Origin of the sequence: Gemmobacter aquarius, assembly GCF_003060865.1 — a bacterium.
In the GTDB taxonomy this organism is placed as follows: Bacteria; Pseudomonadota; Alphaproteobacteria; order Rhodobacterales; family Rhodobacteraceae; genus Paragemmobacter; species Paragemmobacter aquarius.
The window spans coordinates 45414-65000 of sequence record NZ_CP028918.1; the positions used below are offsets into that span (position 1 = coordinate 45414).

14 protein-coding genes and 1 pseudogene (1 of these 15 cut by a window edge) are annotated in these 19587 nt (G+C 64.1%); 9 read left to right on the plus strand and 6 right to left on the minus strand.

The features are described 5' to 3' along the window. Nucleotide 1 precedes the first annotated feature (1 nt). From fdhF to HYN69_RS00260, 3 genes are read left to right on the plus strand one after another with little or no spacing between them, the layout of a single operon-like run. The gene (fdhF, locus tag HYN69_RS00250; RefSeq protein WP_108433980.1) at nucleotides 2–2878 is read left to right on the plus strand and encodes a formate dehydrogenase subunit alpha; all 2877 of its coding nucleotides are present in this window, start codon (nucleotides 2–4) and stop codon (nucleotides 2876–2878) included. Next, a complete protein-coding gene (gene fdhD / locus HYN69_RS00255; protein WP_108433981.1) occupies nucleotides 2875–3678 on the plus strand; it encodes a formate dehydrogenase accessory sulfurtransferase FdhD in 804 nt (267 codons plus the stop codon). Before fdhF ends, fdhD begins: the two co-directional genes overlap by 4 nt. Continuing rightward, the gene (locus HYN69_RS00260) at nucleotides 3668–3901 is read left to right on the plus strand and encodes a formate dehydrogenase subunit delta (RefSeq protein WP_108433982.1); all 234 of its coding nucleotides are present in this window, start codon (nucleotides 3668–3670) and stop codon (nucleotides 3899–3901) included. Before fdhD ends, HYN69_RS00260 begins: the two co-directional genes overlap by 11 nt. Nucleotides 3902–3923: 22 nt before the next feature. Here the strand turns inward: HYN69_RS00260 and HYN69_RS00265 are convergent, their stop codons facing one another. The 4 genes from HYN69_RS00265 to HYN69_RS00280 all read right to left on the minus strand — a co-directional run bounded on the left by HYN69_RS00265 (nucleotide 3924) and on the right by HYN69_RS00280 (nucleotide 10716). Further along, nucleotides 3924–5000: a lysine-2,3-aminomutase-like protein gene (locus HYN69_RS00265; RefSeq protein WP_108433983.1), complete on the minus strand. Its 1077-nt coding sequence runs from the start codon at nucleotides 4998–5000 to the stop codon at nucleotides 3924–3926. A gap of 80 nt (nucleotides 5001–5080) precedes the next feature. Next, on the minus strand, nucleotides 5081–8068 hold the full coding sequence (locus HYN69_RS00270; protein ID WP_108433984.1) for a DNA translocase FtsK: 2988 nt from the start codon (nucleotides 8066–8068) through the stop codon (nucleotides 5081–5083). A 12-nt stretch (nucleotides 8069–8080) separates the two neighbouring features. Then, nucleotides 8081–9259, minus strand: coding sequence for an aminotransferase class I/II-fold pyridoxal phosphate-dependent enzyme (locus HYN69_RS00275; protein WP_108433985.1), 1179 nt, complete (start codon nucleotides 9257–9259; stop codon nucleotides 8081–8083). 125 nt (nucleotides 9260–9384) lie between these two features. Further along, complete coding sequence (locus HYN69_RS00280; protein ID WP_108433986.1) at nucleotides 9385–10716, minus strand: amidase; 1332 nt, start codon at nucleotides 10714–10716, stop codon at nucleotides 9385–9387. Nucleotides 10717–10797: 81 nt separating this feature from the next. On the opposite strand from HYN69_RS00280, the gene HYN69_RS00285 reads away from it, so the two are divergent. Continuing rightward, the gene (locus HYN69_RS00285) at nucleotides 10798–12027 is read left to right on the plus strand and encodes an FAD-dependent monooxygenase (RefSeq protein WP_108436952.1); all 1230 of its coding nucleotides are present in this window, start codon (nucleotides 10798–10800) and stop codon (nucleotides 12025–12027) included. A gap of 11 nt (nucleotides 12028–12038) precedes the next feature. Here HYN69_RS00285 and pyrF read toward each other — a convergent pair whose 3' ends face one another. Continuing rightward, complete coding sequence (gene pyrF / locus HYN69_RS00290; protein WP_108433987.1) at nucleotides 12039–12728, minus strand: orotidine-5'-phosphate decarboxylase; 690 nt, start codon at nucleotides 12726–12728, stop codon at nucleotides 12039–12041. A gap of 100 nt (nucleotides 12729–12828) precedes the next feature. Here pyrF and HYN69_RS00295 point away from each other — a divergent pair. From HYN69_RS00295 to clpB, 4 genes and pseudogenes are all read left to right on the plus strand, one after another. Continuing rightward, a pseudogene (locus tag HYN69_RS00295) lies at nucleotides 12829–13718 on the plus strand (ROK family protein). Nucleotide 13719: 1 nt separating this feature from the next. Then, a complete protein-coding gene (locus tag HYN69_RS00300) occupies nucleotides 13720–14442 on the plus strand; it encodes a copper homeostasis protein CutC (RefSeq protein ID WP_230426452.1) in 723 nt (240 codons plus the stop codon). After that, nucleotides 14426–15199, plus strand: a complete 774-nt coding sequence (locus HYN69_RS00305; RefSeq protein ID WP_108433989.1) for a hypothetical protein — start codon at nucleotides 14426–14428, stop codon at nucleotides 15197–15199. Before HYN69_RS00300 ends, HYN69_RS00305 begins: the two co-directional genes overlap by 17 nt. Before the next feature lie 142 nt (nucleotides 15200–15341). Next, on the plus strand, nucleotides 15342–17954 hold the full coding sequence (gene clpB, locus HYN69_RS00310) for an ATP-dependent chaperone ClpB (protein ID WP_108436953.1): 2613 nt from the start codon (nucleotides 15342–15344) through the stop codon (nucleotides 17952–17954). Between the two features lie 63 nt (nucleotides 17955–18017). Here the strand turns inward: clpB and HYN69_RS00315 are convergent, their stop codons facing one another. Beyond that, nucleotides 18018–18503 carry a fasciclin domain-containing protein gene (locus HYN69_RS00315; RefSeq protein ID WP_108433990.1) on the minus strand — a complete coding sequence of 162 codons (486 nt, stop codon included), beginning with the start codon at nucleotides 18501–18503 and terminating at the stop codon, nucleotides 18018–18020. 283 nt (nucleotides 18504–18786) lie between these two features. On the opposite strand from HYN69_RS00315, the gene msrP reads away from it, so the two are divergent. Next, nucleotides 18787–19587, plus strand: partial view of a protein-methionine-sulfoxide reductase catalytic subunit MsrP gene (gene msrP, locus HYN69_RS00320; RefSeq protein ID WP_108433991.1) — the 5' portion only. The gene runs 108 nt beyond the window's last position; 801 of the gene's 909 nt are visible here — the first part of the coding sequence; its start codon is at nucleotides 18787–18789; its stop codon lies off the right edge, out of view.

Genomic DNA, 19587 nt, shown 5'->3' on the forward strand with positions numbered 1-19587 from the left:
GATGAAAGACTTCATCATCCCCGACCGCGATTTCGGCACCCCCGCCGCCAAGTCCAAGACCATGGTCACGCTGACCATCGACGGCTTCGACATCACCGTGCCCGAAGGCACCAGCATCATGCGCGCCGCAGCCGAAATCGGGATCACGGTCCCGAAACTTTGCGCGACCGACTCGGTCGATGCCTTCGGGTCGTGCCGCCTGTGCCTGGTGGAAATCGAAGGCCGTAACGGCACCCCCGCCTCGTGCACCACACCCGTGGCACCGGGGCTGAAGGTTCACACCCAGAACGCCAAGCTGAAACAGCTCCGCCGCGGCGTGATGGAGCTTTACATCTCCGACCACCCGCTGGATTGCCTGACCTGCTCGGCCAATGGCGATTGCGAATTGCAGGATATGGCGGGCGCGGTCGGCCTGCGCGATGTGCGCTATGAGGCGGTCGATACCCACTTCAAGGCCAAGAACAACTCGGGCGAGGTCAACCCGCAATACCTGCCGAAAGACGATAGCAACCCCTATTTCAGCTACGATCCTGCAAAGTGCATCGTTTGTTCCCGCTGCGTTCGCGCCTGCGAGGAAGTGCAGGGCACCTTTGCCCTGACGATCGAGGGCCGTGGCTTCGACAGCCGCGTGTCCTTCGGCGCGAAAACCGATACCGCGCTTACGTCGGACTGCGTTTCCTGCGGCGCGTGCGTGCAGGCCTGCCCGACCGCGACCCTTCAGGAAAAGTCGATCATCGAGATTGGTACGCCCGAACGGTCCGTCATCACCACCTGCGCCTATTGCGGCGTCGGCTGCTCGTTCAAGGCCGAAATGCGCGGCGACGAATTGGTGCGGATGGTCCCCTATAAACACGGCAAGGCCAACCGCGGGCATAGCTGCGTCAAGGGCCGCTTCGCCTATGGCTACGCCAGCCACAAGGACCGCATCCTGTCACCCATGGTCCGCGACAGCATCAACGACCCGTGGCAGGAAGTGTCGTGGTCGGAAGCGATGGAATTCGCCGCCAACCGGATGAAGGGGATCATCGACAAGCACGGTCGCCATTCGGTCGGTGTCATCACCTCGTCCCGCTGCACGAATGAAGAAACCTACCTCGTGCAGAAACTGACCCGTGCGGTGTTCATGAACAACAACACCGACACCTGCGCCCGCGTCTGCCATTCGCCCACCGGATACGGGCTTGGCCAGACCTTCGGCACCAGCGCCGGAACGCAAGACTTCGACAGCGTCGAACACACCGATGTCGTCATCCTGATAGGCGCCAACCCGACCGACGGCCACCCCGTCTTTGCCAGCCGCCTGAAAAAGCGCCTGCGCGCCGGTGCCAAGCTGATCGTCGTCGACCCGCGCCGCATCGACCTTGTCGATGGCCCGCACATAAAGGCCAGCCACCACCTGCAACTGACCCCCGGCACCAACGTGGCCGTGGTGACGGCGCTGGCCCATACCATCGTGACCGAAGGCCTGTTCAATGAGTCCTTCATCCGCGAACGCTGCGATTGGGACGAATTCCAGGACTACGCCGAATTCGTCAGCGACCCGCGCCACTCGCCCGAGGCGACCCAGCTTCTGACTGGCGTCCCCGCCGAGGAACTGCGCGCCGCCGCCCGCCTGTTCGCCCGTGGCGGCAACGGCGCGGTCTACTACGGCCTTGGCGTGACCGAACATTCCCAAGGGTCGACCACCGTCATCGGCATTGCCAACCTTGCGATGCTGACTGGCAATGTGGGCCGCCCCGGCGTGGGCGTGAACCCGCTGCGCGGCCAGAACAACGTGCAGGGTTCCTGCGACATGGGGTCGTTCCCGCACGAACTGCCGGGCTACCGCCATGTCAAGAACGATGCCGTGCGTGACGTGTTCGAATCGCTCTGGGGCGTCAAGATCGACAACGAACCGGGGCTTCGCATCCCCAACATGCTGGATGCCGCGGTCGAAGGCACCTTCAAGGGGCTTTACTGCCAAGGCGAAGACATCCTGCAATCGGACCCCGACACGAAACATGTCGCAGCCGGACTTGCCGCGATGGATTGCGTGATCGTCCATGACCTGTTCCTGAACGAGACCGCGAACTACGCGCACGTGTTCTTCCCCGGCTCGTCCTTCCTTGAAAAGGACGGCACCTTTACCAACGCCGAACGCCGCATCAACCGCGTCCGCAAGGTCATGGCCCCGAAGCAGGGCTATGCCGATTGGGAAGTGACCCAGATGTTCGCGCAAGCCATGGGTGCCAACTGGGCCTATACCCACCCCAGCCAGATCATGGATGAAATCGCCATGCTCACCCCGTCTTTCGCGGGCGTGTCCTATGAAAAGCTGGAAACCATGGGCTCGGTGCAATGGCCCTGCAACGACCTCGCCCCCGAGGGCACGCCGCTGATGCACACCCAAGGGTTCGTGCGCGGCAAGGGTAAGTTCATCGTCACCGAATACATCGCTACCGACGAGAAGACCGGCCCGCGCTTTCCGCTGCTGCTGACCACGGGCCGCATCCTGTCGCAATACAACGTGGGCGCGCAGACCCGCCGCACCGACAACGTGGTGTGGCATGACCAAGACGTGCTGGAAATCCACCCGCATGACGCCGAACTGCGTGGCGTGCGTGATGGGCAGTTCGTGAAACTCGCCAGCCGCTCGGGTGAAACCGCGCTTATGGCGAAAATTACCGACCGCGTGTCGCCGGGGGTGGTCTACACGACCTTCCACCACCCCGACACGCAGGCCAACGTCATCACCACCGACTTTTCCGACTGGGCGACCAACTGCCCCGAATACAAGGTGACGGCGGTTCAGGTGTCGCCGTCCAACGGCCCGACCGAGTGGCAAGAGGAATACAACGCCCAAGCCGCAAACTCGCGCCGCATTCTCGCGGCCGAATGATGGACAGCGTCCGCCGCCTCCCGCGCCTGTCTTTCGGCGCAGACGGGATCGCGCAGGGGGTCCGCCCCCTGCCGTCCGAGGTGGCGGTTGCCCTGTCCTTCAACGGCTCGACCCAAGCCGTGATGATGGCCACCCCGTCGGACCTGACCGATTTTGCCTATGGCTTTGCCCTGACAGAGGGAATCGCTACCCCTGACCAGATCGACTCGGTCGAAGCGGTGGAAACCTGCAACGGCATCGACCTGCAAATCTGGGTGCCTGACGCCGCGCAGTCGCGCCTTGCCGCCCGCCGCCGCACCATGGCTGGCCCCGTGGGCTGCGGGCTGTGCGGCATCGACAGCATCGAACAGGCGATGCGCCGCGTGCCGCATGTCGCGCCGTCAAGTTTCCGCATGTCGCCCGAACAGGTGAACGCGGCAGTCGCCAGCCTGACCGCGCAACAACCCCTGCATGACATCACCCGTGCCGCCCATTGCGCCGCCTATTGGACGCCGGCAGGCATCTTCGCCGCGCGTGAGGATGTGGGCCGCCACAATGCGCTGGATAAGCTGGTAGGCCATGTGGTCCGCAATGGCCGCCTGCAAGGCGCGGTGATCCTCACCTCCCGCGTGTCCATCGACATGGTGCAAAAGGTTGCCACGCTTGGCGCGCCCGTGCTGATCGCCGTTTCGGCCCCGACCGCCACGGCGGTGGACCTGGCCGAGGAAGCCGGCATCACCCTTATCGCCCTCGCCCGTTCCGACAGGTTCGAGGTGTTCTCCCATTCCGACCGACTGACAAAGGCCGCCCATGTCCGCTAATACCGACGCCAAACTGATCTACATGGCAAACCAGATCGCCCAGTTCATGGAATCCAAACCCCATGCCGAAGGGGTCGAGCTGACGGCCTCGCATATCAATGATTTCTGGGAGCCGCGGATGCGGACCAAATTCTTCGCCCTGCTCGACGGCGGCGCGGCAGGGTTCCGCCCGCTGGTCGTGGAAGCCGCGGCGAAAATCAAGCGTCCGGTCGAAGCGGCCTGAAAGCGTAAACCTTAACCGGTCTTCACGCTTTTTGCAGAATCGTCTGCACAGACTGTGCATCGGTTGTGCAGTGCGGGTCGCGGTAGTCATGGACCCCGCCACGCCAATCGGTGATGCGCCACTCGCCCGGCGTGGCACCCGCTACCACATAGTCCGGCGTGATCGGAACCTTGCCAAAGCCACCTGCAATATCAATGACATAGGTGGGGATCAGCGGCCCTGCCAGCTTGCCGCGCAGCCCGCGCATCAGCGCCATGCCATCGGCAATCGTCGTGCGAAAGTGAGAGACGCCCTTCGCAAGGTCGCAATGGTGCAGGTAATAGGGCTTCACCCCGCAGCGCAGCATTTCGCGGAACAATTCCTCTAGCGCGGGCAGGCTGTCATTCACCCCGCGCAGCAGAACCGATTGGGAAAGCAGCATAATTCCGGCACGCTGCATCGCCCGCAATCCCGCCCGCGCCGCATCGGTGAACTCGGCCGCGTGGTTCGCGTGCAGCACCAGAATCACCGTCAACCGCGTCTCGAACGCCGAAACCAGCGCCTCGGTCATGCGTTCGGGGGCCACCACCGGCACCCGCGTGTGTATCCGCAGCGTATCGACCGTCGAAATCGCCCCGATCCGCTCGACCAAGTCCTTGATTCGACGGGGGGAAAGCACCAACGGGTCGCCGCCTGTCAAAATCACCTCGCGGATCGCGGGATTAACCGACACGTAATCCAAAGCCGCTATGATCTCGTCTTGTGACAAGTGCCCTTCGTCACCCACTGCCTCGCGGCGAAAACAGAAACGGCAGTAAACCTCGCAGGTTTTGGTCACATGCAGGATCACGCGGTCGGGGTAACGATGCGTTAACCCTTTGACGGGGCTGTGAACCTCGTCCCCGATCGGGTCGCCCGATTCGTCGGGCTTGATGTCAAGTTCCTGAACTGACGGGATGAATTGGCGGGCTACCGGATCGTCGCGTGTGGCAATCGCCCCCTGCATCGCGCCGGAAAGGCGGATGCGGAACGACTGCTCGACCGGCAGCAGGGCAGGGGCCTCGGCCGCTTCGACCAGACCACGCGCCACCAGATCACCCAAGGAAACCGCCGCTTTCATGGCGCGGGGCCTATCAACCAAAGCCCGAAAGAACAAGGCCGCCCCGATAGGGCGGCCTTTTGTCGTGCATTTCCAGCGCGTTACGCTTCCGGCACCAGAATTTCACGCTTGCCCACATGGTTGGCCCGCGTGACGACATGCTGCTCTTCCATCTGCTCGACCAGCTTTGCCGCCTTGTTGTAGCCGATACCCAGTTTGCGCTGGATATAGCTGGTCGAGCACTTGCGATCCTTGGCCACGATTGCCACCGCCTGATCGTACAGCGCATCGTCTCCGCCTTCGCCACCACCAAGGCCCAGCACCATGTCGATATCGTCGGCCTTGTCATCCTCGACCCCTTCGACCACGCCCGACATATAGGCAGGCGGTCCGAAGCTCTTGAGATGGTTGACGATTTCCTCGACCTCTTCATCGGAAACGAAGGGGCCGTGAATACGCGTGATCTTGGCCCCGCCCGCCATGTAAAGCATGTCGCCCATGCCCAAAAGCTGCTCGGCGCCCTGTTCGCCAAGGATGGTGCGGCTGTCGATCTTGGATGTGACTTGAAACGAAATCCGCGTCGGGAAGTTCGCCTTGATCGTGCCGGTGATCACATCGACCGACGGGCGCTGTGTCGCCATGATCAGGTGGATGCCGGACGCCCGCGCCATCTGGGCGAGGCGCTGGATGCAGGCTTCGATCTCTTTGCCCGCGACCATCATCAGGTCGGCCATTTCGTCAACGATCACAACGATATAGGGCAGGGCGACGGGGGCGAATTCTTCCGTTTCGAACACGGGTTCGCCGGTGTCGTCATCGAATCCGGTCTGGATCGTGCGCTTGAACATCTCGCCCTTGGACAGCGCTTCGCGCACGCGGCCGTTGAAACCTTCGATGTTGCGGACGCCCATCTTGGACATCTTGCGGTAGCGTTCCTCCATCTCGCCCACGACCCATTTCAGGGCGACGACCGCCTTTTTCGGATCGGTCACGACAGGCGAAAGCAGGTGCGGGATGCCATCGTAAACCGAAAGTTCCAGCATCTTGGGGTCGATCATGATCAGGCGGCATTCTTCGGGCGACAGCTTGTAAAGCAGGCTCAGGATCATGGTGTTGATCGCCACCGACTTGCCCGAACCGGTGGTTCCGGCGATCAGCAGGTGGGGCATCTTGGCAAGGTTCGCCACGATCGGCTCACCGCCGATATCCTTGCCCAGGGCCAGCGGCAGGCGCATGTTCGAATCGCCGAAATCGCGGGCGGAAAGGATTTCGCGCAGTACTACTTTTTCCCTTACGGCATTGGGCAATTCGATGCCGATCACCGTGCGCCCCGGCACTGTCGACACCCGCGCTGACAGGGCCGACATGCTGCGTGCGATGTCGTCGGCAAGGCCGATCACGCGGCTTGCTTTCAGCCCCGGCGCGGGTTCGAGTTCATACATGGTGACCACCGGGCCGGGGCGGACCGAGACGATCTCGCCCTTGACGCCATAGTCGTCCAGCACCGATTCAAGCATCCGCGCATTCTCTTCCAGCGCCTCGTCCGAAAGTGTGTGGCGCTGCACCCCCTCGGGCGACGCGAGCAGCGACAGGGGTGGCAGTTCATAGGCGGGGGCCGGATCGTCGAAGCGCAGCTTGGGCTGCGATTCGGCCATGGCCTGACGTGACGGCGGCACGGGTTTCTTGACGCCATGCTGCACCACGGGGCGGCGGTCGGCGGCACCCAGACGCGGCATCGGCGGGGCGGGGGCATAGTCGTCCTCGTCCATCACCTCGGCTTCGGGTGCCCAATCGTCGGCAGGATCGGGGCGGAACATGTTGTCTTCGTCAAAGCCGCCCGCTTCGGGCAGCACAGGCATGCCACGGGTAACCAGCGGCGGCAGCGGCGGCAGTTGCGGGGCGGCAAGGGTCGCGGCATGGGCAGCGGTCAGCGGCGGTTCGGTCACGCGGCGGGGCGTGGTGTCGGCCACCAGAGTGACCGGACGGTTGGGCCGCATGAGGGAAGGCTCGCGGCGGCCCACGGCTTGGCTGACCACGCTGACGGGGCCGTTCGGGTTGCGGATGCGCGATTTGATCACATCGGAAATCCGCGCCTTGATGCGGTCTTGGTCGGGGCGGAAATCATCGTCGAAATCGAGCGGCGTGGGTTCGATCAGTTCCGGCTCGGGTTCGACTGCGCGGCGCATCAGGCCCGGAACCCGGGCCAGAAGGCTGACCTTTTCCTTGGGCGGGGCATAGTGGGGCGCATCGGCGAGCGTCGCCCCATAGCGCGGGTCGGCGCGCAATTGGCTGGGCGTGCCCCATTCCGACTGCGTCTCGCGGCGTTGCTGCGGCGCGGGTTCGGCGTTGCGCGACGGGCGGTCATCGAACCGGCGCGGGTCGGATTGCGCGGCGCGACGGCGCTCTTGCACCACCGCTGCGGCCCGCGCCGTGCCTTGGGCACCGCGTCCGGCAAGAGTAAGCGCCGTGTTGTAGCAGATCACCGATCCGACCATCAGAAAGCGCAGGATCGCGGCGACTTCGCGCCTGTCGAAGCCGGTTACGAAAAGCATCATCACCAGCACGCCAAGTCCGGTTGCCAGCGAGACGAACTTGATCCCGAACCCCGCGCTTCCCGGCACGATGCCGATCAGCGCGCCAAGCACCGTATCGCCGAACAACCCTCCAAGGCCGAACGAATGGGGCCAGTCGGCCCCCGGCACCAGCGAGGCCGCGTAGACCGAGGTCATGGCGACCGCGATCACCGCAAAGACGATGCGGCCAAGCGCCCGCTCTGCCCCGCGATGCAGCGTGAAGCGCAGGCCCCATGCCGCGAGGATGACAGGGATCGACCACACGCCCTTGCCGCCGATGATGATCAGCGTCGAGGCAAGGCCCGCCCCGAAATGGCCGAGGAAATTCCGCGCCGGTTCTTCGGTGGCAACCATCCAGCCGGGATCTTCGGGCGAGTAGCTTCCCAGAATCAGCGTGAACAGCAAGGCGGTGACGATCAGCACGATGCCGATCAACTCGCGCCCGCGCCGTTCAAGCATCGCCTGCATGTTCTGGTCCAGAAGCGGATCGCGCTGCCGTGCCTGATAGGATGCCATTTTGCCCGTCCCTTACCCGTACAGACAGTCGCGAAGCTTGATAAGCCCGCGCTGCATTTCGTCTTTGGGTGCCACGAGGGCGACCCTGATATATCCCTTGCCGGGGTTGTGGCCCCCGACATCGCGCGACAGGTAAGCGCCCGGCAGAACCCGCACCCCCGTTTCGCGCCACAGTTTCACCGCCGCCGCCTCGCCGTCATCGACCGGCAGCCAGAGAAAGAAGCCGCCATCGGGGTTCTGGAAGCCCTGAACGCCTGAAAACACCTCATCCGTGATGCGGAACTTGGCCTGATAGAGCGCGAGGTTTTCGGCCACATGGGTCTCGTCGCTCCATGCCCGTTCGCTGACGCGCTGGATCGGTAGCGGCAGCGGCGCACCGGCAAAGGACCGCAACTGCCGGATGCGGGCGATACTTTCCGCGCCGCCAGCCACAAAGCCCGACCGCAGCCCCGGCAGATTCGACCGCTTGGACAGCGAATGGAACACACAGACGCGTTCGGGATCGGCGCCGATTTCATCCGCCACCTGCAGGGCGCCGGGCGGAGGGGCTATGCGCCAGATTTCGGAATAGCATTCGTCGGCAAATATGCGGAAATCGTGCTTTTCGGCCAATCGCAGCAGGTCGGCCCAATAGTCGCGGCTGGCAACCGCGCCTTGCGGATTGGCGGGCGAGCAGAGGTAGGCGATGGCCACGCGGTCCAGCACTTCGGCGGGAAGTGCGGCGTAATCGGGCAGAAACCCCGTGGCGGCGGTCGCGGGCACGTAGACGGGTTCGGCACCCATCGCCAAGGCGGCGACGGCATAGACCTGATAGAACGGGTTGGGCATCAGCACGACGGGCCTTTTGCCGTGCTTTGCTTCGGGGCACAGCGCCACGGCGGCGTTGAACAGCCCTTCGCGCGTGCCGTTGAGCACCATCAAACGGTCTTCGGCCAGATCGACGCCGTAGCGCCGCGCCAGCCAGCCCGAGATTGCCGCCAAAAGTTCGGGCGTGCCGTCATTCGGCGGATAGACAGCAAAGCTGCCGATGTTCGCGGCCATCACCTCGGCCACGAAGGCGGGCATCGGGTGACGGGGTTCGCCGATGGTCATGGCAATGGGCTCGGCCCCCGCAGGGAACGAGTCGAGCAATTTCCGCAGACGCGGAAATGCGTAATCCGGCAGGCTGTCAAACCGCTCAGGAAACACCATTCTTGCCTCATATCCGGGGTCGTATCGCCCCGTTTGACCGGCACGATAGCCAAGACAGGGGCGGCGGTCCAGAAAAAGGCTGCTTCCCCCGCAAGTTGAAGGAAGCATTTGTGTCTTTTGCGCCCTTACCGCAGCGCCTTTTCCGCCGCGCAGCCCAGCCGCAACAGGCGTTCTTCGGCCATGGGCGGGGCCATCAGGCATACGCCGCAGGATGGCTCGATGGTGGGCAGGGTCAGGGCGCACAGGCCCATAAGGTTGCCGATTCGGGTATTTCGCAGCGCAAGCAGGTTTTCGGTGACGTAGTAATCGTTGTCCTGCATGAGCCGTTCGGCATTGGGCGGCAGGATCGGAGAGGTGGGCACCAGCACCGCATCATAGCCCGCGACACGGTCGGCATAGATTCGGCGCAACTGTTCCAGCCTGCGCCAACCGGCCACGTATTCCGGCGCGCTGACGCTGTCGCCCGAGCGGAAGCGTTCGAGGATGCGGGGGAACATCTTGGCCGGCGCAGCCTCGATCGTGTCGCGCCAGATGCCGTAAGCCTCGGTCGCGAAAAGGATGCCTGCCAGCGCCATCGCCTCGGCCACTTCGGGGGCTTTGATGCGTTCGATCTTTGCCCCTGCGCCGCTGAAACGGCTGACAGCATCGTCAAAGCCGCGTTCAGGCCCTTCGCGCAGATCGTCGAGCGCCACGGTTTCCAGCACCATCAGGCGGGTGCCTGCGAGCGTGCCGCCACTCAGGTCGATGGGGCGCGTGCCTTCAAGGGCGGACAGAAGAAGCGCGCAGTCTTCGACCGATTTGGCTAAGGGCCCGACCGTGTCGAACCTTTCGCACAAGGGCACCACGCCGCGCAGCGACAGGCGTCCGGCGCTGGTTTTCAGACCGACAAGGTCGTTCCACGCTGCCGGAATACGCACCGACCCGCCGGTATCGGACCCGATTCCCGCAGGCGACAGGCCGTAAGCCACCGAAGCGGCGGCGCCCGACGACGACCCGCCCGCGACCGCGTCTTCGTCGTTGATGCAGGGCGGCGTTTCGGTGACGGGGTTCAGGCCCAGACCCGAAAAGGCAAGTTCGCTCATATGCGTCTTGCCAAGGCAGACGAGCCCGCCCTGGGTTGCGACCGAAAGCACCTCGGCGTCGCGCTTGGGCACGCGGTTGCGCAGCAGGGCTGACCCGGCCTCGGTCGCCACATCCGCCGTGTCGAACAGGTCTTTCCAGCTGATCGGCACGCCATCGAGCAGGCCGTGACGCCATCCGCGCCGCGCACGGGTGGTGGCGGCCATCGCCTCGGCCCGCGCGCGTGCGGGGGTGGTGCGGGCAAAGATGCGGTCTGCCAAAGGGTGCTTGGCGATGGTGTCGAGCAGCAGTTCGGTCAGGTCTATCGGGTTGATCCGGCCCGCCCCGATCTCGCGCCCCAGGTCGGCGGCGCGCATGTTCAGCCAGGTTCTGCTCATTCTGTCCCCACGTTCTTTGCCCGAACGGTAGCGGCAGAGCAGCGCATGGACAATCCCGCCCGCAAGGCCATATTTGCCGCCATGACATATGATGCCGATATCCTGATTGCGGGCGGCGGGCTGAATGGCCCCGCGCTGGCGCTGGCGCTTGCGAATGCGGGCCTGACCGTGACGGTGGTTGACGCCCGCCCCGGGCTTGTGCGTGCCGAAGCGGGGTTCGACGGGCGCGCCTATGCGCTTGCCATCGCCTCGCGGCGCTTGCTGCAAGGCATCGGTATCTGGCCCGCCGTGGGCGACAAGGCGCAGCCGATCCACCAGATCAAGGCGTCCGATGGCTTGGCGGGGCAGGGGCCTGCGCCGTTCTTCCTGACCTTTGACGCCGCCGAGATCGAAGAAGGGCCGATGGGCTTCCTGCTGGAAGACCGTCACCTTTATGCAGCGTTTCTGGCGGCGATGGGCGCACATCCGAAGATCACGCTTTTGTCGGAGCAGACGGTCACGGGGCAGGCGGTCGATGCGTCAGGGGTGACGATCACGCTTGGCTCGGGCCAGACCCTGCGCGGGCGGTTGCTGGTTGGCTGCGACGGGCGCGGCAGCCAGACGGCCACGCGGGCGGGAATCAAGCGCGTTGGCTGGGGGTATGGGCAGACGGCGCTTGTCACCGCGATCAGGCACGAAAAGCCGCATAACGGCATCGCGCACCAGTTCTTCATGCCCGAGGGGCCGCTTGCCATTCTGCCGCTTGCCGGCGGGCACCATTCCAGCATCGTCTGGAGCGAGACGGAAGCGAACGCCAAGGCGATTCAGGCGCTGGACGACGCCGAGTACCTTGCCGCGCTGCGCCCGCGGTTTGGCGATTTTCTGGGCGAGATCGCGCTGGCGGGGGACCGCTTCACCTATCCCCTGTCGCTGTCGCTGGCCGAAACGTTCATCGCGCCGCGTGTGGCGCTGGTGGGTGATGCCGCGCATGGCGTGCATCCGATCGCGGGGCAGGGGCTGAACCTTGGGTTGCGCGATGTGGCTGCGCTGGCGCAGGTGGTGGTCGAGGCGGCGCGGCGGGGCGAGGATATCGGATCAGCCGTCACGCTTGATGCCTATCAGCGCTGGCGGCGGTTCGATGCGACTGCGCTTGCGCTGGGGATGGACACGGTCAACCGGCTGTTTTCCAACGACAACCCGGTCTTGCGGTTGGGGCGCGACCTTGGGCTTGGGCTTGTGAACCGCATTCCCGCGCTGCGGCGGACGTTCATCCGTCAGGCAGCGGGGCTGAACGGCGATTTGCCGCGCCTGCTGGCGGGAAAACCGATCTAGGCCCGACTGCCCTATGGAAGTTCGGCGATCACCGCCCGCGCTGCGGCGGCGGGGTCTTTGGCCTGCCAGATCGGGCGGCCGACGACGATGTGGTTCGCGCCATCGGAAATCGCCTGAAACGGTGTGGCAACGCGCTTCTGGTCGCCAAGCGCCGCGCCTGCGGGGCGGACGCCGGGGGTTACGATCAGCTTGCCTGCCGCTTGGGGCAGGGCGCGGATCGCTGCGGCCTCTTGCGGGCTGGCGATGACGCCGTCGGCGCCCGCTTCCAGTGCCCGTGCCGCGCGTTCGATGGTGATGGCATGGATGTCGCCCGCAACGATCATGTTGGCATCAAGGTCGGCGCGGTCGAGCGAGGTGAGGACCGTGACAGCAAGGATTTTCAGCCCCGTTCCCGCCTTGCCTTCGGCCGCTGCGCGCACCACCTGCGGGTCGCCGTGCACGGTCAGGAAGTCGAGGTCATAGCGCGCCACGCCGCGCACCGCTGCTTCGACGGTTGCGCCGATGTCGAAGAATTTCATGTCGAGGAAGATTTTCTTCCCCATCTCGCCCTTGAGTTCGTTTGCCAAGGCAAGCCCGCCGCCCGTCAGCATGCCAAGGCCGATCTTGTAGAAGCTGACCGCGTCGCCCATGCGTTGGGCCAATTCCAGCCCTTGCACCACGTTCGGCACGTCGAGGGCAACGATCAGGCGGTCATCGGACATCTGGCAACTCCTTGGCGTTTGTTGCCTGATGGAACCGCAACCCCCCTCTGTCAACACCGCTTGGATTTGGATAGCATCGCGGCGAACGGGTGGGGGCGACATGATCCTGTGTTTCGATATCGGCGGCAGCCGGATCAAGGCGGCGCATGCCACGGGTGGGCAGATCACGCTGCTGGGCGATACGGTGACGCCGGTTGGTGATTTCGGGGCTTTCCTGAACGCGCTGCGCGGATATGTCAGCCCCGCGCATCGCGCTGTTGCCATTTCCATCGCGGGCGTGGTCGATCCCGATACGCAGCGGATCAAGGTTGCCAACATTCCCTGCGCCAACGGGCGTGCGCTAGCGCCCGAGATTGAGGCGGCGCTTGGTTTGCCCGTGCTGATCCTGAACGATGCCGATTGCTTCGCGCTGGCCGAGGCGCGGCAGGGCGCGGGGCAGGGGCATCGCAACGTGTTCGGCGTGATCCTCGGCACCGGCGTGGGCGGGGGCTGGTGATCGACGGGCGGATCGTGACCGGACCGGGAGGGTTCGCGGGGGAATGGGGCCACGGGCCGGTGGCCAAGACGCAGGTACTGGGGGTGACGCTGCCCGAATTTCCCTGTGGCTGCGGGCAGGTCGGTTGCCTCGATGCGGTAGGCAGCGCGCGGGGGATCGAGAAGCTGCACCTTGCGCTGCACGGGGTTGGTGAGACTTCGCAAAGCATCCTTGCGGCATGGCAGGCGGATGACCCTGCCGCCACGCAGACCGTGCAGGTCTGGGCGGCGTTGGTCGCGCCCGCGCTTGCGATGGTGCTGAATACGGTGGGGGCGTCCATTGTGCCGGTAGGGGGCGGGCTGTCCAACGACACCGCCCTTGTCGCGCTGCTCGACCGGACCGTCCGCGCGATGATCTTGCGGCGAACTGATCGGCCCCTTGTGGTGCCAGCGCAATGCCGCATCGAACCCGGCCTGATCGGGGCTGCCGAAGCGGGGCTTGCGGCCTTTGGTTAGGGTGGAGGTCTGCGTCGACAGCGTGGGCGGGTTGGATGCCGCCGTTGCGGGTGGCGCGGACCGGATCGAGCTGTGCTCGGCGCTCGCGCTTGGCGGGCTGACGCCCTCGGCGGGGTTGATGGCAGCGGCGGGCCGTGCCCCCGTTCCGGCGCTGGCGATGATCCGGCCCCGCGCAGGCGGGTTTGTCTGGTCGCCTGCCGAGATTGCAGTAATGTGCTGCGACATCCGCGCCAGCCGCGATGCGGGCCTTGCGGGGGTGGTGCTGGGCGCATCCCTTGCCGACGGGACGCTTGATTGCGAAACGCTTTCAGCATTGCTGGCCGAGGCGCAAGGCATGACCACCACGCTGCACCGCTGCTTCGATCTGGTGCCCGACCCTTTCGTAGCACTTGAACAGGCGGTTGCGCTGGGGTTCGACCGTATCCTGACCAGCGGGCAGGCGAAGACCGCGCTTGAAGGGATCGACCTGATCGCCGCGCTGCATGCCCGAGCTTCGGGGCGGATCGTGATAATGCCCGGCAGCGGCGTCACGGCGGAAAACGCCCGCCGGTTCACCGCCTTGGGGTTGCGCGAACTTCACGGCTCTTGTTCTGTGACGCAGGCGGAAGACACAAAAGTTGCGGGCTTCGGGTTTGGCCCTGAGCTGCGGCGCGTCACCTCGGCCCGTTTGTTGCAGGCGCTGGTTGCAGCGTCAAAGGAGAGTAACGGTGCAGATCAACGTTGAATATGACCGTCCCGACGAAGGCCCGCGTTCCGGCCCGGTGCAGGTGGGCTGGTTTCTGACCAGCGACAAGGGCGCGGTGCTGTACGATCCGCCCGAACGGCTTGTGTCGCGTCAGGTCAACCGCACCCATGCCAAAAGCGCCAGCCGCTGCCCCGCCGTGATCCAGATGGAAAGCCGGTATTTCATGGTGAAATGCCCGTTCGACATCCACATCGGCTTCAAGCGCGACGACAAGGGCAAGGGTGTTCTGGTAAACCGCGCGGGCACGGCGTCGACCATCCGTGGCAACAAGCTGGGCGAGGTGCTGACGCTGGTAAGCGAAGTGGAATGGCGTTACCCCGACCGGCCCACGGTGCAGTTGTCGCTGCCCTATTGCTTCATTGCCGATGAACCCGTGTGGCTGACGCAGATAGGCACGTTCGCGCATTACCGCAAAGACCCGCTTCCCGGCACCATCTTTGGCGGGCGTTTCCCGCTGTCGCTGTGGCCGCGCCCGCTGATGTGGGCCTTTGAATGGCATGACATCGAAAAGGACCTGATCCTGAAACGCGGCGAGCCGCTGTTTTACTGCCAGTTCGAACATGATGGCCCCGACCGCCCGGTGCAGATGGTCGAGGCGGAAAAGACGCCGGAATTGCTGGCCTATATGGAAAAGATTTCGGGCGTGGTGAATTACGTCAACCAGACCTTCAGCCTGATGCGTTCGGCTGAAGCGTTGCGTCCTGCCAAGCTGCTTAAGCCCAAAGATCGCGTCTGAGGGCGCGTTACGAAAATTAACGGGGGCAAGCGGGGCGCACCCTTGCAAGGCGGCGGCTGCTCTCCCATCTTTCGAATAAGGCCGAAGCGGACGTGCCTTTTCAGGGCGTCCCGACACGGTGCTATGAAAAGGAGATATGCCGATGAACCTTGAAAAGTTCACGGAACGGTCGCGCGGGTTCCTCCAAGCCGCGCAAACGATTGCGGTGCGCGAGAATCATCAGCGTCTGGCGCCCGAACATCTGCTCAAGGCGATCATGGATGATGATCAGGGGCTGGCAAGCAACCTGATCCGCCGCGCAGGGGGTGAACCTGCGCGCGTGTCGGAAGCCGTGGCGCTGACCTTGGCGAAGCTGCCCAAGGTGACGGGCGACGCCCAGCCCTTTATGGACCCCGGTCTGGTCAAGGTGTTGGACGAGGCGGAAAAGCTGGCGAAAAAGGCCGGTGACAGCTTTGTTCCGGTCGAGCGTATCCTGATGGCGCTGACCATGGTGCCGGGCAAGGCCAAGGACGCTTTGGATGCGGGGGCAGTCTCGGCGCAAAAGCTGAACGGCGCTATCAATGATATCCGTAAGGGCCGCACGGCTGACAGCGCATCGGCCGAATCCGGCTATGACGCCTTGAAGAAATATGCGCGTGACCTGACCGAGGCTGCGGCCGAGGGCAAGATCGACCCGATCATCGGGCGGGATGATGAAATCCGCCGCACGATGCAGGTCCTGTCGCGGCGCACCAAGAACAACCCCGTGCTGATCGGCGAACCCGGTGTCGGCAAGACGGCGATTGCCGAGGGCCTCGCGTTGCGGATCGTGAATGGCGATGTGCCGGAATCGCTTCGCAACAAGAAACTGATGGCGCTGGACATGGGGTCGCTTATCGCGGGCGCGAAGTATCGCGGTGAATTCGAGGAGCGGCTGAAAGCGATCCTGTCCGAAGTGACGGGGGCGAACGGCGAGATCATCCTGTTCATCGACGAGATGCACACGCTGGTGGGTGCCGGCGCGTCCGAAGGGGCGATGGATGCGGCCAACCTTATCAAACCGGCGCTGGCGCGGGGCGAGTTGCACTGCGTGGGCGCGACCACGCTGGATGAATACCGCAAACATGTGGAGAAGGACGCGGCCCTTGCCCGCCGGTTCCAGCCGGTGATGGTGACCGAACCCACGGTCGAGGATACGATCAGCATCCTGCGCGGGATCAAGGAGAAGTATGAACTTCACCACGGGGTGCGGATTTCCGACTCGGCGCTTGTCGCGGCGGCCACGCTGTCGCACCGCTACATCACCGACCGTTTCCTGCCCGACAAGGCGATTGACCTGATCGACGAAGCCGCCAGCCGGTTGCGGATGGAGGTGGACAGCAAGCCCGAAGAGCTTGACGCGCTGGACCGCCAGATCCTGCAATTCCAGATCGAAGCGGAAGCCCTGAAGAAAGAGGATGACGCGGCGTCGAAGGACCGGCTGGAAAAGCTGGAAAGGGAGCTTGCCGACCTGCAAGATCAGTCTGCCGAGATGACGGCCAAGTGGCAGTCGGAGCGTGACAGCCTCGAGGCCGCGCGCGAGTTGAAGGAACAACTCGACCGTGCCCGCGCCGAGTTGGAGCAAGCCAAGCGCGAGGGCGATTTCGCCAAGGCGGGCGAGTTGCAGTATGGCCGGATTCCGGGGCTGGAAAAGCAGCTTGCCGATGCCGAAGCCCGCGAGGGGGACGCGCTGGTGGCAGAAGCCGTACGCCCCGAGCAGATCGCCGAGGTGGTAGAACGCTGGACGGGTATTCCGACCACGAAGATGCTTGAGGGCGAGAAGGAAAAGCTGCTGCGGATGGAGGATGAACTGGCCAAGCGCGTCATCGGCCAGCGGCAAGCGGTGGTCGCTGTGGCCAATGCCGTGCGCCGTGCGCGGGCGGGGTTGAATGACGAGGGCCGACCGCTCGGGTCGTTCCTGTTCCTTGGCCCCACCGGCGTGGGCAAGACCGAGCTCACCAAGGCGGTCGCGGCCTATTTGTTCGACGACGAGAACGCGATGGTCCGCATCGATATGTCCGAGTTCATGGAGAAGCACGCCGTGTCGCGCCTGATCGGCGCGCCGCCCGGCTATGTCGGCTATGACGAGGGCGGGGTGCTGACCGAAGCCGTGCGCCGCCGCCCCTATCAGGTGGTGCTGTTCGACGAGGTGGAGAAAGCCCATCCCGATGTGTTCAACGTGCTGTTGCAGGTGCTTGACGATGGCATTTTGACCGATGGTCAGGGGCGCACCGTCGATTTCAAGCAGACGCTGATCATCCTGACGTCGAACCTTGGGGCCTATGCGCTAAGCCAATTGCCGGACGGGGCGGATGCGTCGGACGCCAAGCGCGAGGTGATGGAAGCGGTGCGCGGGCATTTCCGGCCCGAATTCCTGAACCGTCTGGACGAGACGATCATCTTTGACCGTCTGGGCCGTGGCGATATGGGCGCGATTGTCGACATCCAGATGAAGCGTCTGGAAGCCCGCCTTGCTGCGCGGAAGATCACGCTGGATCTGACGCAGGATGCCAAGCAGTGGCTGGCGGACGAAGGCTATGATCCGGTGTTCGGTGCGCGGCCCCTGAAACGGGTGATCCAGCGCCATCTGCAAGACCAGTTGGCCGAGATGATCCTTTCGGGCGATGTGCTGGACGGGGCCACCATCCATGTCACCGCCGGACCCGAGGGTCTGATCATCGGCGACCGAGTCAGCGCGTCGCGCCGCGAGCGGCCCGTGCAGGCGGTGGTGCATTAAGGAAAACGGCTAACGAAAACGGCCCCCCGAACGCTCGGGGGGCCGACTTTGCCGTGGTCGGCCTTACATCGGCGGCAGGATGACCTGATCGATCACATGGATTACGCCGTTCGACGCTTCGATATCGGCGGTCGAGATCGTAGCACCGTTGACCTTGGCGCCGCCTTCCAGCGTGATCGTGACATTGCTGCCTTGCACGGTGGCGGCGGTCAGGCCTTCGGACAGGTCGGTCGACATCACTTTGCCCGGAAGGACGTGATAGGTCAGCACGGCAATCAGCTTGTCCTTGTTTTCCGGCTTCAGCAGGTCTTCGACCGTGCCTGCGGGCAGGGCTGCAAAGGCTGCGTCGGTGGGCGCAAAGACGGTGAAGGGGCCGGGGCCTTTCAGCGTTTCGACAAGTCCGGCCGCCTCGACGGCTGCGACCAGCGTGGTGAAGTTGCCCGCGCCGACAGCGGTGTCAACGATGTCCTTGGAATGGGCTTCGGCGAAAACGGGTGCCGAGAAAAGTGCGGTTGCTGCGGCTACCGCGAGAAAGGTTCTACGGATCATCTGGCGTCACTCCCTTGATCTGATGCCTTGATTGGCTACCAGTATACGTGACGGATGCACGCTGCGGATGACTCTGACATTCCCGTTAACAACCGTTGCCAGAGCGTGCGGGTGCGCTAAGCCGCGAAATCGTCTGTTTTCCAGACAAATCCATGTGACCAATTTTTATCCTGCGTGATTGAAACAAATCGGTCCCCTCTCCCGTAATGCAAAGGTGAAGGGGCGTGGTTTGCGTTTTCACGAAACCCTGTCACGATACCTTCTGCCCAATGGAGGACGGAATATGCCAAAGCAACCGACATGGTCCGATGTGACCCCAAAGCCGCTATGGCTGAACCGCCGGCAGATGATCGCTGCGGCGGGGGCTGCCGCCTTCGCCTCGCCCGCACTGGCAAAGATCGACGCGGCGAAAAGTCCGCTGTCGATCTCGGATGAGCCGAACACGCTGGAAGAGATCACGACCTACAACAACTTTTACGAATTCGGCACGGGCAAGGAAGACCCTGCCGCCAACGCGGGCGCATTGACGACCGACCCGTGGTCGATCGAGATCGGCGGGATGGTCGACAAGCCCGGCACCTATGATCTTGCCGATGTGCTGAAGGGCCAGCCGCTAGAAGAGCGCATCTACCGTTTCCGCTGCGTCGAGGCGTGGTCGATGGTTGTCCCGTGGATCGGCTTCCAGCTTTCGGGCCTTTTGAACCGCGTCGGTGTCCAGCCTTCGGCGAAATACGTGGCGTTCGAAACCTTGGTGCGGCCCGAGGAAATGCCGGGACAGAATTCGCCCATCCTCGAATGGCCGTACCGCGAAGGGCTGCGACTGGACGAGGCAATGCACCCGCTGACGATCATGGCGACCGGCCTGTACGGCGAGGATATGCCCAAGCAGAACGGCGCGCCGATCAGGCTGGTGGTGCCGTGGAAATACGGCTTCAAGTCTATCAAGAGCGTGGTCAAGATCTCGCTGACCGACCGGATGCCGCAGACCACGTGGAATATGCTGCAACCGTCGGAATACGGTTTCTATTCGAACGTGAATCCCACGGTGGACCACCCCCGCTGGCCGCAGGCTTCGGAACGGCGT